This window comes from Porphyromonas circumdentaria (genome assembly GCF_900167105.1).
GTDB classification, from domain to species: Bacteria; Bacteroidota; Bacteroidia; order Bacteroidales; family Porphyromonadaceae; genus Porphyromonas; species Porphyromonas circumdentaria.
In genome coordinates this window covers 134,769-149,805 of record NZ_FUXE01000001.1, presented here as the reverse complement: position 1 = coordinate 149,805, position 15,037 = coordinate 134,769, and the positions used below count along the sequence as shown (strand labels likewise).

Below are 15,037 nucleotides of genomic sequence, written 5' to 3'. Positions count from 1 at the left end.
TTTCTATACAGAAAAAGAGCCCCTCGACAAAGAATATTCATCATCAAAAGGGCCCTTATAAAACTCTTTTCAAAACATTTCCTCGAGAGCCTCTCTTCGTTTCATTAAGCAACCCTCAAGAGTCTCGTAGTTTAAGGAATATGATTAAATCTTTCCTACGAGATCGATACTTGGTTTGAGGGTTTGCTGACCTTCGCGCCACTTTGCAGGACAAACCTGTCCATCATGAGAAGCTACATATTGAGCCGCCTTGATCTTACGGAGGATTTCCTCTGCATCACGCCCTACGCTATTGTCGTTTAGTTCAACAATCTTGATAACGCCCTCTGGGTTAACCACGAAAGAACCACGGTACGCCATTTGATCCTCTTCGATAAGGATACCCAATGCACGTGTCAAAGCTCCTGTTGGGTCTGCCAACATAGGATATTGTACTTTCTTAATAGCTGCAGAAGCATCTGCCCAAGCTTTGTGTACGAAATGTGTATCGCAGCTGCAAGAGTATACCTCTACACCCAGTTTTTTGAACTCTTCGTACTTTTCTGCTAAGTCTTCCAATTCAGTAGGACAAACAAAAGTAAAGTCGCCAGGATAGAATACAACCAAAGACCAGTGACCTTTCAGATCTTCATTAGTAACAACTTTGAAAGAACCGTTTTGATAAGCGTTGAGTTTGAACTCTGGGAAAAGAGTGTTTAAAATTGGTGTCATAATCGTGTGATATATATTTTTTATTCTAAAATTCCGATGCAAAGGTCTACATAATTATTACACCTCTCAACAGATATTTTATATACCTCTATAAAATATATCTATACCCCACAAAAAATGCACTACACTCTGAACAAAGAAAAGCTAAACTTCAGAACACGCATGGAAATTCTTGGCGTACATTGGCAACAATGCTGCACTTGATACTGAAATCTGCGTAAGATTTTTATCCAAGTTAGTCTTATTCTGCTGTAGCATTTATACGATCCTCAAAACTGCTATCGGAGAGCACAAATTCTTTGCCATCAAAGCGGTAAGCGTCAAAAAGCCCTTGAGATCCGACAGGAGCTACCACCTCCTCCGTCTCTCTATTAACGTAGAGAAAAGTCTGTCCTCTAACCTCGGCAAGGTACTCCCATGGAGCCTCAGGCTCTCTATCGGTAAACTTAAGTACATACCCTACAATAAATAAAGAGCCATAGTCGACAAAGGAAAGGACTACCTCTCGCTTACCATCTTTGTCGAAGTCGTAGTAGGTGAGTTCGATAAACATCTCGTCCAGACCATCATCTCCCAGAGTTTCGATAAGCCGATCCTTTACGAGGATCATAAGATCCTGCTCTATTTTCCCTGATTTATAAATCGCTCGAGTCTGCATGGGCAAACTCGACGGAGAGGAAATGAAAGAGAGACGCCCCTCTCTACTATGCAGAGTCGGCTTAAAATTCATTGAAGAAGATTTGGGAGCCTCTGGAGACCACGAGAGGTATTTATTCCACGTTCTAAACAGACAAGTACTTCCTTTTCCATAAAGACCTCCCTCCTCATCATCGGAAGCTGTTGTAAATTTTATCTCCTCCGTCTCAGCTACAATGCCCGTAAGTCTATTTTGCGCTATGGCCATTCTACTGCTGCAACAAGTGATTACGCCGAGCATCACAGTGCATAAAGCAATTATCTTTTTCATTTCTTTTTTTATCGTTTTATTCGTTACAGTTAATCTCTCCTAAAAGGTATCGTCGAAGTTTCATTAAGGGAAAATTTTGACAACTCCTCGGACTTCCCTACCGTATGGACTAATCCGAAAGAGGTTTCGGGTACATTTTCATTTTTAGACTCCCCCCTTGGGCAATACTCTTATGAGGAAAGTGCAGTTGCCGTAGCGGTTGTTCATTGAGAATTACAGGGCCTACATATTTCTCCTTTTCCGAAGCTCGCTCCGCCTCTAAGACGAAGTATCTCCCTCCCCCTTGATCTAAAACCGCCTTGGTAAACATAGGAGAACCTATGATATATTCACCCAAACCAGGTGTTACAGGGTAAAAACCCAACATACTAAAGACAACCGAAGCTCCCCAAGAAGCCCCATCAACTGTCGTCGGAAAGCCCGCAGGATCAAGACGGCAATTCTTCTTAAGCACATGACGGATTATCTTCTGTGTCTTATGGGGATGGTCGGTAAACGAATAAAGATAGTAACCATACATATTATGTACGGTTAGCGGCTCAAGTAGTACAGAGGTCATGCGCTCATCGAGTAAAGCCTCAAAAGTGTCGACCGATTTTGAGCTTTCTATTATCTCTCGTATGTTGTAGGGCTCTAATTGATATATCAAAGAGATAGAGGGATGAGCCATTACAGGAATATGTTTATTTCCCTCTTCCTTTATGGCTCGCCCGCTAAAGGTGGCTATCTTTTGATAACACCAACGGTCATAAGCATCGGCTTTCCCGCTGTTCATATAGTTATTCGCCACTTGATATATCGTTTGTATATCTATATCCGTGAGACCTTTACTGTAAGCATCGGTAAAGATTTCCAACATTCTGTTTCGGTCGATAGCAGATGCGATATCGCCCCCGAAAGAGGGGTAAGTGGGCAACTCTTTATTGTTACTCCTCTGTGCCATCCGAATGTATGAATTCAGTATCTGCTGCTCAATTTCGGGGAAAAGTAACGTTTTAAGAGGATGCAGAGAACGGAAAGACTCTGATGTACGGTCATTGGTGTAAAAGGGGGTACCCTCATCATCATAGACAGAGTCGTCCATCGAACAGTAGTAACGTCCATACTCCGAGATACATACGGGAGCCGTGAGCGAGCGATATAGAGCCGTATAAAAGATCGACTGTTCTTCGAGAGTTCCCCCCTCCAATTTAATGCGCCCCAAGGCTGTACTCCACGCATTGCGGGCAGCTTTAGACACGACATTGTACTCGTAAGAGGGTATCTCCCTTTGCAGATTCTTCTGCGCCTGTTCGTGGTCTATCAAAGAAATCCCATAACGAATAACCAGTTCTTCACAACCCGAGGGAGCTTTTACGAGTAGGATCTTTTCTCCCACTGAAGAGGCAGCTTCAAAGGGCAAATTACTCTCCAAATAGAGGTAAAGACTTCCCTTACCTTTAAGCGGATACGTAGCATAAACTCTATTGAGTGAATCTAATTGATAGAAGGCTATCTCGGAAGAGGAGCGAAACTGAAAAAGCCGTTCTTGAGAGACGGATTCTTTGAAGTTCAGATGATAAATACCACTTCTTTCCTGCAGAGAAAAACTACAGTATACCTGCTCTTTATCGAGGTAAACCTTGTAACTATAAGGGGTTACCTCCTCGTTATCGTAGGTGTAGAAAGGGGTGAAATCAGCCCCCGCCATCGAAAGGAGCGGGCAAAAGTAAAGTTGCGTATCGCCCAACGCAGCAAAGGAAACCAAAGGTAAGCCCTCTATATAGTTGCTCCTGAAATCGGCCTTCATAGGGCTTATAGAGAGCAGAGCGTGGGGTAACTGCACCACGGCAGGAAGGGGCTTTTGTCCCAACGAAAGGCTCCCGACCAAAGGATCTACACAATCTACGGGAACAAGCGAAACCCTTTTGAAAGAAGTACCCTCCTGCGAGCAAGAAAAGGCAAAAGAGATGGCTACAAAAAATAGCAGGGAGCGAAACAAATTACTCAAGGTAGACATAAAAATGGCCAAAAGAAGACTGGGTAGAAAACTCTACCCAAGTCAAAAAACATTTATAGGATCATCTAAAAGAAGCAATGCGCTAAAAGAAAAGTCTCAACTTCTCCTCGTCATTTTGCTTAAAGGCTTTGTAGGGCTCACTCTGTGCAAGGAAGTTCTTCTTCTGCAGGTCTCCAAAGACTTTAGTCGTGAGACGACTCACGAGCGTTTTGGACTTTTGCAACTCTTCAAAGAAGTGTTCCAGCGTATGAGCTCTGAAGTGCATAATCTCTTCCAAAGCATCTCCATCTGAGAAATAGCCTCCATAGCGATTGTAAGTGGCAAACGAACGTTCGGGGAATGTAATATCACCCCACCCTGCTACCGTCATCAGTTTTTGTATGAAATTCTGATAGATTTCCCGACAAAGCTCTCCGCCACCGACATTAAAGGTTCTGTTCCAAAGCGAAGCCCTACGTTCATAACTATTGACTACGGCAAAAGCCATATCTCTCACGTGTACAAACTCCAGATGAGAAGCAAGGGGCATCTTGAAAAAAGAGCTATCCAAAAAGGACTCTTCTACATCGAGTATAATACCTGGGCGGAATATAGTCCACTCCAAACGGCTATCTTGAACGAACTTCTCAGCTTGGAGGAGCGTGAGCGCATAGTTATCCCCAACTGATGGAGCGGTAAAGTCACCTACCGTAATCATCGGAGAGCGAAGGCGATCGCCATATACTCCTACCGTCGACACCATCGTAAGAAAGCAAGAGGGAGAGTTGCACTCCAAGTTTTCCACCAAGTAACGAGTGCCCATTACATTGACCTTCTGCGCCAATCTTGGGTTACGATTTGAGGTCGCCTCAGATAAATAACCGCAATGAATTACAAAGTCCTTATCGGTCGTAGCCTCGACACTCTCCTCGGGGATGGACAGATCTCCATAGACAATCTTTACATCCGATTTGAAGTGTTCCAAGAAGTTCATTGTCTTGCCCTTCTTTATGTCAAATGCAGTAATATCAAACTGCTCTCGGTGAACGAGTAGTGTTTTTAGAATAGTTCTCCCGATGCTACTTGCAGCACCCGTAAGCAAAACTTTTATTTTTTGTGACATATCCACCTCCTTTTTATATCGTGCATCTTACCCTCAAAGTTAAACAAATATAATGAGACAGTTGTATCCTCCTCGTCCTTAAGAATAAAGGAGGTGTGAAAAAAGGGTTTCTCGTGGAAAGAATCCCCTTTCCCAAAGAAGACTTTGCATAATACCTTAGATACAAGCCAATAAGAGCAAGTACTATGGAATGAGGTCTATCTTTTTTTGTGTTTCATAACGGCAACTTTCTTGTTTCACAGTATCATATTCTTTATATTAAGATTGAATATACATATATGCAAGTTGAATATATGTATTTGCAATCTAAATATATATATACGCAGATTGCAAATAGAGAATTATTCATAACAAAAGTAACTTCTACACCTATAGACCTCACTTTCTAAACAGGTGCAAAGAAACAATCTACTCTATCGAAAAGACGAAAGGACAAAAGTAAAGAGGGCACTCGAACGAACCACAGTGGAGGATAAGCCCATTGAAATAAAGAAAAAATCGCTAGCGTGTAACCCCCTCCCTCTTGCAAACTCCTATATACCCGTAAGCTATCTCTCGGCTATGAATGAATCCCCTTTAGAAATAAACGCTAAATAAACAAGGAAGCAACACTCCACACAAGAGGCTTGAACTCTAAGAATGAGAACTTGGACTACTTTTTTTGGGACACTACTTGAATTTGGATAACTTTGCAGAAAGGAAATATAGAACTAAAGGTGGGACTAAAGGGTCATTGTTCAGAATCTTATATCCAAGAGATAAAGGGTTTGACGGGGTCAAATCTCCTTCGATCCTGCCTATTATTCCTTGCTTTAACTCTTTTGGCCCTTTCCATCTCTAATCTTTGGGCAATCTATGTTCCCTCCCGAACCCTCTTTGACCGCCTCTTACACTCGGCAGTTTCTTCGGCTCTCACGTTCGGTATCGTACCATTTGTCTTTACTTATCTCCAAATAGACAAAGGGTGTCGAAAAGATTTTTTAGGGCTAAAACCCATCAATATACCCTCGTTATCTTTTTTAATCAAACTCATAGTTGCCTCTCTCGTAGGGTTTGGCTTAATCGCACTAACTTCTTATGCGAGTAACATCCTAATAGAGCATTGGAGCGGTACATGGGGGGACTATCTGAGAGCTCTACAAAAACAGGCAGAGAGCATTGCCTTTTTTATTAAACAGCCTACAACGCTCTCCCTTTCCATATTTAGGATACTGGTTATCTCTCTACTTACGGGCTTTGTAGAAGAGCTTTACATGAGGGGGACATTGCAGCCTCTTCTTATCCGATTAACGAAAAGTAGCCACTGGGGCATCGTACTCACAGCTATCATCTTCGCTCTATTGCACCTATCGCCCGCCCACCTCTTGCCCATTTTTATCTATGGACTTATTTTTGGCTACTGGAGGCATTATACTGGCTCTCTATACCCAGGCATCATACTACATGTATCCAATAATTTATTGACCCTCTTACTCCCTTGACGATGCAATACTCTTCGAACTTTCTTCACGCCTTAGCGCAACGAGTATTATCGGGACCGACAGATCAGCTCTATGAGCATTGTTTCGTTTTTCCCTCACACCGAGCAGGAGTGTTCTTTAAGTATTACATCAGTCAAGGACTGCAAAAACCTGCTTTTTCTCCAAAGATTATCACCATCGAAGAACTGGTATTACAGTTTTCTGGATTAAAACAGGTAGGGAAAACTTATTTACTCTGCACCCTATTGGAAGAACTCTATCGCCTGCGACAGCAAGAAAATCCAGAGTATAGCTTAGAAAAGGGCACCGTAGTCATGGATCACTTTGAACGCATACTCCGAGATTTCAACGATATAGATTTGTTCTTAGCTCCAGCGGACAAAATATTCCGCAACATGAGCCACCTCGACGAACTCACTTCGATTGATTATCTAAGCGACGAACAGCGTGCTACCATTGTACAATTTTGGGGAACTATCCCCACAACTATATGCCACAAGGCTTCTCATTTAGAAGGGGAATTTTGCTCTATCCTAACAGAGATGGAGCTACTCTATAATCGCTTTCGAGACAGGCTCCTTGCCGAAGGAACAGGTTATCAAGGCATGATGGCTCGTAAAATCGTAGAAATGGAGGAAAAGCTCTTTGAAGAGCAACTGACTGCCTTTCTGCAAAAAAAGATAAAGCATATAACCATTGCAGGGCTTTATCAAATTACCCCTGCCGAACGCCTCTTCCTACAACGTCTGAAGAGGTACCCTGCTCATCTTAATATGAAGTTCATTTGGGAAGAACTCCCTTATAGTGCCCATGCAAGATTGACCGAAAACGAATGGACAAAAATAATCGGCAATGCACTCGACGAGAATAAAAACTCCTTAGGGGGTGAAGTCTTAAAACTTGACACACCGCTTTCAAGTCCCGAGATAGAGATTGTAAAAACCTCTTCCGACATAGGGCGTAGTCGAGTGGTTCCCGAGCTTTTGAAAGAGATCGAGAAGCTTGATGCAAAGGCTATAAGTGATTTACGATGCGCCGTAGTTTTACCACAGGAAAAAGCTTTAGTACCGCTTTTGGAGTCCATAAAGTCCGTAGAGGAAAATATCAATATTACCATGGGATACCCGCTGAGTAATACCTCTACTGCTATATGGGTGCGTCGTTTTATCGACCTGCATCTCAATATACGATCGCAGGGTGCAAAGGTTTTATTACCTGCCAAATCTTTGAAGGTACTACTTCGTCATCCGATGACACGTTTGCTGCTAACAAGCGAGCAGGTAGATGCCTTAGAAAGTCTTTTGAAAAATAGTTTTTACTATATCGATTTTGAGTTGATTAGAGAGCAAGAAAAGGGAGAAAAAGATACTTCCGTACTCTCTATGCTCTCCCCCAAGGATAGAGGTATTGACCTCCTGTACACTCTTCGCGAACTTTTAGAGACATTGGGGCAAAAGCTCTATCGCAATCTCCCCGAAGAAGAAGAGGCTTTACTGCACTTCACGCAATTAGAGATTGAGTTCACTCAATCCTATGCCTCCATTGTAGTACAACTCATCAACATATTAGAGCCTCTGCAAGAGTACATAACCCTTGGCGTTGCAACTCGTTTATTGCGTCAACTTGTCGAGGGAGAAAAGACTTCGTTCGAGGGGGAACCCCTATTAGGCTTGCAGGTAATGGGCTTTTTGGAATCACGCCTTATAAACTTTGACTATCTTATCATCCCCGATGCCAATGAGGGGCTGCTCCCAAGGGGAAAAAGTAGTGCTGCATTCGGCTACATTCCCAACGCTCTCAGAGTAGGCTATGGACTCCCAACCTATCGCTTTAATGACTATATCGAGAGTTACCATTTTTATCGTCTTATCAGTCGTGCTCGTCGTGTTTACTTTGTAATAGGAAGTAGTCAAGACTACGAACCCTCTCGATATTTAAGACAGATACGTTATTTATTAGGCTATCCCCTACGAGAGCGCACTGTACAGATATCCCTAACCGATAGTCATACCCCTCCTATCTCCATTCCCAAAAGTGCAGACCTAATACGTCGTTTAGCATCTTATACGGGAGAAGCAACCCCCAAGCTACCCGCCCTATCGGCCAGTAGTATTTACGACTTTGCTCAATGCCCTCTTCGTTTTTACTTCAAATATCTCTGTGCTATAGGAGATCTGGAAAAAGATGAAGACTTTCTTAACGCAGGGAAGTTTGGCAGTATCGTACACAACACGATGCAACGACTTTACAGACCTTTTGAAGGCAAAAAACTAAATAGACAGGAGATAGAGCACTATTTAGATCCTAAAGGGGGCTTACACACGGTAGAGTCTATTATCCGAAAAGAATATGCTGCCATCGTACTCAATAAAGAGCAACCCTCTGCTCATGATATAGAGGGTATCCATGAGGTATATTGCCGTATGATACGAAAGTATGTCTCTGCTATACTGATACATGATAAGGAGTATGAAGAGTTAACCTACTTAGCTTCTGAACACCCTTTTCTCTTTTCTCTACCCTTGAATAATGGGCTCAATGTACGCATCAAAGGGTTTATAGACAGAGTAGACAGGGTCGATGGAGTTACTCGCATTATTGATTATAAGACGGGTAGCGACAAGGGTAGCTTCCCTACGTTGAGCTCTTTGTTTTTCCCGACAGCCAAAGAAAAAGCAAGTAAGGCTATCCCCCAACTTCTCCTTTATGCCTATTACTGGTATGCTTATCAAGATGCTTCTCGCCCTATTCTACCCACGCTTTATTCGCTTAAGGAATTAAGCAAGAACCCTATCTTACCCATACCCCCTTTAGAACTAAAAGAACGACCCAAAGGTGAAACAGAAATAAACGATTTCAGGATAGAAGAACTTGCGTTACCTTTTGTAGAGGAGTTGAAGAGGTGTTTAGAAAATCTATTCGATCCGTCGCAAGATTTCTGCCAAACTTCCGTATCGGATTTCTGTATATACTGCCCTTACAAAGATATTTGCGGCAGGTAACAAACAAATATAAATAGACAAAATAATGAATACAATACAAGAAAAAATCAATACTCTTTTTCTTACTCCCCCCACTCCTTATGGAGCTTATCCTTTTGATTTAATCGAGCAAGAGGTTTATGAGGAGGCTTTTGAAGAAGCGATACGAACCTATCGAGCCGAGTTTGAGGCTTTGATTACCAATCCAGAGGCTCCTACTTTTGAGAATACAATCGTTGCCTTGGAGCACTTAGGGGGAGCATTAGAGGCTGTCGAAGGGGCTTTTTATAACCTACTCCACTGTAACGGCAATGATTTTATGATGGAGTTGGCGGAGAAACTATCGCCCGAATTGACTCGATTATCCAATGATGTATCCCTATCTGAAGAACTTTTTGCTCGCGTGCAAACGGTCTATGAGACACGAGATAAATACAGTTTAGACGAGCCTGATAAACGTCTGTTGGAGAACTGTTATAAAGGTTTTGTCCGTAGCGGTGCTTTACTCGGTGAGGAGGAAAAGAAAAGTTTGAGGGCTTTACGCGAGGAGCTAAGTCGTGATACCTTGACCTTTGGGAACAATGTTATTAAGGAAGAGAACGAATTCAGACTATATATTCCTACCGATGAGTCTCTGAAAATGCTTCCTACAGCTCTACTTAACAAGGCTCAACAAAGAGCGCAAGAAGAGCGTAATACAGGGGGTTACCTCTTTGATCTCTCTTTTCCTTCGCTCCACGGCATCATGAAATTTTGCACCTCTCCCGAGTTTCGTCGACAGATGTTTTTAGCAAAAGCTCAACTGTGCTGCAAAAATAACGAAACCAACAACATAGAAATAACACGCCGAATTGTAAATAATCGATTGAAAGTTGCCCAGCTATTAGGCTACTCTTCCTATGCCGATTTTGCTTTGGAAGAGCGGATGTTGGATAAACCCTCAAAAGTCTCTGACTTCTTGGAGCATCTTCGAGTAGCCTATATAGACCAAGCCCGAGAAGAAGTAAAACAGATTGCCGAGCTAAAAAAAGAAGGGGCCCTTGAACCCTGGGATATTGATTTTTACTTTGAACGTTATAAAGAGAAACATTATGCCATAGCACAGGAAGAGCTGCGCCCCTACTTCCCTCTAAACAATGTAATCAAGGGTGTTTTGGGTTTGGCAGAAAAACTTTATGACATAGAGTTTAAGCAAACAGAGCTTCCTGTTTATGAGCAGGAAGTTCGCGTCTACGAGGTTTGGGATAAGGCTCCTCAACGTTTTATCGGGCTACTCTACTTAGACTTCTTCCCTCGCAAAGGCAAGAGAAGCGGTGCTTGGATGAATAATCTTAAAGAACAAAACGGAGCGAAACGCCCGCACATCCTCTTGGTAATGAACTTTACTCCTCCAGCGGGAGACTTACCCTCTTTACTTACTCCTAATGAAGTAAACACCTTCCTGCATGAGTTTGGGCACGGATTACATGGATTACTTAGCCAGTGCAAATACACCTCATTGAGCGGGACTAATGTAGTGCGAGATTTCGTAGAGCTACCCAGCCAAATTATGGAAAACTGGTTAAGACAGCCCGAGTTCATACAAACATTTGCCCGACACTACCAAACCGAGGAACCCATGCCTGTAGAGTTACTAAAAAAGATGTTGGCTGCCGAAGAGTATCCAGTAGGTTACAGCACTTTACGCCAGCTCTCATTCGGGTTATTAGATATGGCCTATCACACTCGTACCGAACCCTTGGATACCTCCTGCGATTTAGAGACTTTCGAGCGCGAGGTCACCGCTTCTGTTCGCGTTACCCCGCCACGCCCCAAGGGTTGTATCATGAGCAACTCGTTTGGACACCTCTTCTCGGGCGGATATGCTGCTGGTTACTACGGCTACAAATGGAGCGAGGTGCTTGATGCAGATGCATTTTCTCTTTTCTTAGAGAAGGGGCTGTTTGACAAAGAGACAGCCCACTCGTTCCGTAAAAATATTTTGGAGCGAGGAGATACGGCAAAGGCTATGGAGCTCTTCATTGCTTTTAGAGGCCGAGAGCCACAAATAGAGGCACTTCTTCGAAGAGATGGGATTGTAAAAAAATAAAATTTCGTACAGTGGCACTGAACTATCTATTCTTACTCTTTATTCTGGGAGGCGTACTTTTCAGCGTGATAACCGCTTTATTATCAGACCGCCCCGAGGTTTTTCAGCAAATTGTTTCGGCCATATTTGACCAATCAACCAATGCTATACAGATAGTCATTACCCTAACGGGGGTGCTCTGCTTCTTTATGGGAGTAATGAAAGTGGCAGAAAGGAGCGGTGCTATGGAACGCTTGGCTTTGAAGATAAGTCCTCTGCTTGGGATGCTTTTCCCCTCTATCCCCAAGGGACACCCCGTTTTAAGCAGTATATTTATGAATCTCTCTGCCAATCTTCTGGGATTGGACAATGCGGCTACACCTCTGGGATTGCAGAGTATGCAACATTTACAAGATATCAATCTGGATAAAAATAAGGCCTCTGATGCGATGATTATGTTTATCGCGCTCAATGCCAGCGGCCTTACATTAATTCCCATCAGTGTTATTGCTTTTCGTTTAGAGGCTGGTGCCGCCAATCCTACAGATGTCTTTCTTCCCATTCTGTTAGCAACTCTCGCCTCTACAATGACCGCCGTAACCCTTGTTGCCCTTAAACAGAAGATAAACCTCCTCCAGAAACCTTTTTTGTTGCTACTATTCTCCCTCGCTCTTTTGATTACAGGCATAGCAATACTACGTAACAGTTTATCGCCAGAAGCCTTTAGTCTTTACACAACGATGTGTGCGTCGTTACTACTCTTGGGTATTATTTCGTTGATCTTAATCCGAGGCATTGTCGCCAAAATAAACGTGTACGATGCCTTTGTAGAGGGAGCTAAAGAAGGTATTAGTACGGCTGTTAAGATCGTTCCCTACCTTCTCGCCATGCTGGTGGCTATAGGTGTCTTTAGAGCTTCGGGAGGTATGGATGTGATTATAGAGGCTGTTAAATGGTTTTTCTCTTTTATCGGGGTGAAGACAGATTGGGTGGAAGCACTTCCAACCATACTCATGAAACCTCTTAGCGGAAATGGAGCAAGAGCTCTGATGGTCGATACAATGCATACTTTCGGGGCAGATAGTTTGGTAGGACGTTTAGCCTCTGTGGTGCAAGGAAGTACTGATACTACTTTTTATATTATAGCTCTCTATTTTGGGAGTGTTGGGATAAAAAAGATACGCTATACGGCAGGTTTTTCTCTCTTGGCAGATTTGGCAGGAGCTATTGCTGCCATTATTATAACGTATCTATTCTTTGTCGGGTAAAGAACTAATTAGCAAAACAATGAGTGTCTATTATTTTAGCGAAAGGGGTAAAAGTGTTCCTCCCATCCATCGACTAATAGTACGCCAGTGGATACGAGAGGTTATCCATAGTTGGGGAAAAGAGTTGGGCAATATCTCTTACTTATTTACCGATGATGAGGGTATTCTCATTACCAACCGCCAGTATCTTAATCATGATTATTATACTGACATCATTACTTTCGACACGAGGGAAAATGAGGGGGACAATCGTATATTCGGCGATATTGTCATCAGTCTCGATACGGTAAAGAGTAACGCAGAACTTTTTTCTTCGGAATATGCAGAGGAATTACATCGGGTGCTAATACATGGAGTTTTGCATCTTATCGGCTTAGACGATCACTCTTCAGAAGAAAAAGAGGCAATGCGAAAGGCAGAAAATGAAGCCCTTACACTCCTAAAACAACTGCTCAAAGGAACCTCTCTACTGAGAAAATAAACTCAAAATTTCTCTTCTATCTTCTTAGTATACCTCTCCTCTTTCCGGAGAGGTTTGCTTTCTCATAAAAGACTTTTAAGGGAACTTTGAGATGTATAAATCGACTTTGTATTCGTAACGCAAAAAGATGTTTTTAAGCAATATTTGCATACAAATAGTTTTATAATTACATTTACGCACATAATTCTAAGCAAAAGAATCCATGTATACCAACCCTCCACTCGAAGTAAAAGAGAATCTCCGCCTTCTCACTGAAGATCTTGATAATAAGATACCAGCTAAACAACTTGACCGTAATCTTCTCATAGCAAGCTGGAATATCCGAGCTTTCGGAGATCTTACCCGTAAATGGGCAAGTGACGAAAAAGACACCCCAAAACGAGATATGCATGCAATACTCTGTATTGCTGAAATTTTAAGACGGTTTGACGTTATCGCTGTACAAGAAGTCAAATCCAATCTCAGATCTCTCAGAGATACACTAAAAATACTCGGTCCCGAGTGGTCAATGATTTTGACAGACGTCACTAAGGGAAAAGCGGGCAATGCCGAACGTATGGCGTATATTTTTGATACCCGACGCCTCAATCTCTCTGGTCTGGCAGGCGAGCTTGTAATTCCAGATGAGTGGCTCAAACAAACGGGAAAAGATGCACTAAAAAAGCAGTTTGTCAGAACTCCCTATGCGGTTAGCTTTCGCTCAAAAAATCAAACCTTTATCCTTGTAACCTTACATGTTCTCTACGGTAGTAAAGCCGAAGAACGCATCCCTGAACTAAAGGAAATAGCTCGTTGGCTTTCTGAGTGGTCTAAGGATGTCAACGCCTATCACCACAACCTCATCGTTATGGGGGACTTCAACATTGAAGCTCGGGGAGACTTGCTCGATCAAACATTTCTCTCAGAGGGATTATTTGTGCCTGAAGCCCTACAAAACAAATCTATAACTCGCTCTATATTTGACGAAACAAAATACTATGATCAGATAGCCTGGTTCAATGGAGAAAAAGGAGAACCTCGTCTTTCGCTTGAATTCAAAACAGGAGGGAATTACGATTTTACGACCATAGCTATGAAAAATAGAGGTCTCTCTCGACAACGTCTCTCTTTTATGCTATCCGACCACTACCCTCTTTGGACAGAATTTAAACTATAAAAAGGGGAGCATTTTCTTTGAAGAATTTATCTACTTGTATTTTCCAGCAGTAAGTGCAAAGATTGTCTGTGAACTTGTGGGAGATAGGAAGTAGGCTCGGGTTTACACATTGTGTGTAGGCGAAGGCTACTTTGAGGAAGTCTGCAATGAACTTTCGGATGATGCCGAAAGGCTAGACACTACTCCCCAACCGCAGTGCTTGATATCATTCGTCGTGATGACGCGATCAAGGGATAGGGCAATGCTAGGGGCGATGGATTCATCACGAATAAGAAAAGCCTCGACAGTTACGCACAAAGCCTCAGGCGCATGGGTCTTGAGGTGTGGGGAGAAAGGTGTCTCACGGGTATAGAGCAACACCCCTCAGTTTCTTGAGTTGGATTTGTTTATCAGAAATTACTTTCCGATGCAATATATTTATCTCTCTATCAATTAGGCGATTAGCCTTTTAATCGGTACAAATACCCCTCAAATAAATGGGAAAACAGTTTTATCTCACTGTTTTATAAGGAGTTACATACTTGTACTGCATAGCTTAGTTCTCAGTCTTTCAATTTTCTTTTGGGCGTTCCACTCTATAAATCAATAGATTACAATATCTCCCATTTGTACTTAGCACGCTTGCTCATTGCAAAAGTACCCATTTCGGAGCATATTAAGGCAATGTGGTGCAGGAAAAATATTATAATCCTCCCTATTGGGTATAATTCCGTATTTTGTTCAAAATAATATCCCCGAAAAGGGGTATAATTGATTCCTATTTCTTACATTTGCCACTGATAAGGTATATAATGGCTTGAGCGGAGTGTGCAGTGCACCATGT

The 15,037-nt window shown here is 42.5% G+C and carries 11 protein-coding genes; 6 read left to right on the top strand and 5 right to left on the bottom strand.

Going from position 1 to position 15,037, the window contains the following annotated elements; all coding sequences use genetic code 11:
• Positions 1-144 precede the first annotated feature (144 nt).
• The 4 genes from ahpC to B5D06_RS00645 form a co-directional block, all read right to left on the bottom strand.
• Complete coding sequence (ahpC, locus tag B5D06_RS00660) at positions 145-711, bottom strand: alkyl hydroperoxide reductase subunit C (protein WP_078736104.1); 567 nt, start codon at positions 709-711, stop codon at positions 145-147.
• A gap of 241 nt (positions 712-952) precedes the next feature.
• Positions 953-1,678 carry a hypothetical protein gene (locus B5D06_RS00655; RefSeq protein WP_143742537.1) on the bottom strand — a complete coding sequence of 242 codons (726 nt, stop codon included), beginning with the start codon at positions 1,676-1,678 and terminating at the stop codon, positions 953-955.
• A 109-nt stretch (positions 1,679-1,787) separates the two neighbouring features.
• Entirely contained in the window at positions 1,788-3,677 is a 1,890-nt protein-coding gene (locus tag B5D06_RS00650; protein ID WP_078736102.1) for a glycoside hydrolase domain-containing protein, read from the bottom strand.
• An 82-nt stretch (positions 3,678-3,759) separates the two neighbouring features.
• Positions 3,760-4,779 carry an NAD-dependent epimerase/dehydratase family protein gene (locus B5D06_RS00645; RefSeq protein ID WP_078736101.1) on the bottom strand — a complete coding sequence of 340 codons (1,020 nt, stop codon included), beginning with the start codon at positions 4,777-4,779 and terminating at the stop codon, positions 3,760-3,762.
• Between the two features lie 689 nt (positions 4,780-5,468).
• On the opposite strand from B5D06_RS00645, the gene B5D06_RS00635 reads away from it, so the two are divergent.
• The 6 genes from B5D06_RS00635 to B5D06_RS00610 all read left to right on the top strand — a co-directional run bounded on the left by B5D06_RS00635 (position 5,469) and on the right by B5D06_RS00610 (position 14,214).
• A complete protein-coding gene (locus B5D06_RS00635) occupies positions 5,469-6,260 on the top strand; it encodes a CPBP family intramembrane glutamic endopeptidase (RefSeq protein ID WP_184227835.1) in 792 nt (263 codons plus the stop codon).
• Positions 6,261-6,262: 2 nt separating this feature from the next.
• Positions 6,263-9,262, top strand: a complete 3,000-nt coding sequence (locus B5D06_RS00630; RefSeq protein ID WP_078736098.1) for a PD-(D/E)XK nuclease family protein — start codon at positions 6,263-6,265, stop codon at positions 9,260-9,262.
• A 25-nt stretch (positions 9,263-9,287) separates the two neighbouring features.
• The gene (locus B5D06_RS00625; protein WP_078736097.1) at positions 9,288-11,330 is read left to right on the top strand and encodes a M3 family metallopeptidase; all 2,043 of its coding nucleotides are present in this window, start codon (positions 9,288-9,290) and stop codon (positions 11,328-11,330) included.
• 11 nt (positions 11,331-11,341) lie between these two features.
• Complete coding sequence (locus tag B5D06_RS00620; protein ID WP_078736096.1) at positions 11,342-12,577, top strand: nucleoside recognition domain-containing protein; 1,236 nt, start codon at positions 11,342-11,344, stop codon at positions 12,575-12,577.
• A 19-nt stretch (positions 12,578-12,596) separates the two neighbouring features.
• Complete coding sequence (gene ybeY, locus B5D06_RS00615; RefSeq protein WP_078736095.1) at positions 12,597-13,058, top strand: rRNA maturation RNase YbeY; 462 nt, start codon at positions 12,597-12,599, stop codon at positions 13,056-13,058.
• A 202-nt stretch (positions 13,059-13,260) separates the two neighbouring features.
• Positions 13,261-14,214 (top strand): endonuclease/exonuclease/phosphatase family protein, encoded by a 954-nt coding sequence (locus B5D06_RS00610; RefSeq protein ID WP_078736094.1) that lies wholly within the window; start codon positions 13,261-13,263, stop codon positions 14,212-14,214.
• Between the two features lie 126 nt (positions 14,215-14,340).
• Here the strand turns inward: B5D06_RS00610 and B5D06_RS08830 are convergent, their stop codons facing one another.
• Positions 14,341-14,571, bottom strand: a complete 231-nt coding sequence (locus B5D06_RS08830; RefSeq protein ID WP_159442656.1) for a hypothetical protein — start codon at positions 14,569-14,571, stop codon at positions 14,341-14,343.
• Positions 14,572-15,037 lie beyond the last annotated feature (466 nt).

Excerpts from the sequence above, each read along its gene's own strand:
- ybeY (WP_078736095.1), top strand. The coding sequence starts at position 12,597 with ATGAGTGTCTATTATTTTAGCGAAAGGGGTAAAAGTGTTCCTCCCATC.
- B5D06_RS00645 (WP_078736101.1), bottom strand. The coding sequence starts at position 4,779 with ATGTCACAAAAAATAAAAGTTTTGCTTACGGGTGCTGCAAGTAGCATC.
- ahpC (WP_078736104.1), bottom strand. The coding sequence starts at position 711 with ATGACACCAATTTTAAACACTCTTTTCCCAGAGTTCAAACTCAACGCT.
- B5D06_RS00610 (WP_078736094.1), top strand. The coding sequence starts at position 13,261 with ATGTATACCAACCCTCCACTCGAAGTAAAAGAGAATCTCCGCCTTCTC.
- B5D06_RS00630 (WP_078736098.1), top strand. The coding sequence starts at position 6,263 with ATGCAATACTCTTCGAACTTTCTTCACGCCTTAGCGCAACGAGTATTA.
- B5D06_RS00625 (WP_078736097.1), top strand. The coding sequence starts at position 9,288 with ATGAATACAATACAAGAAAAAATCAATACTCTTTTTCTTACTCCCCCC.
- B5D06_RS00650 (WP_078736102.1), bottom strand. The coding sequence starts at position 3,677 with ATGTCTACCTTGAGTAATTTGTTTCGCTCCCTGCTATTTTTTGTAGCC.
- B5D06_RS00655 (WP_143742537.1), bottom strand. The coding sequence starts at position 1,678 with ATGAAAAAGATAATTGCTTTATGCACTGTGATGCTCGGCGTAATCACT.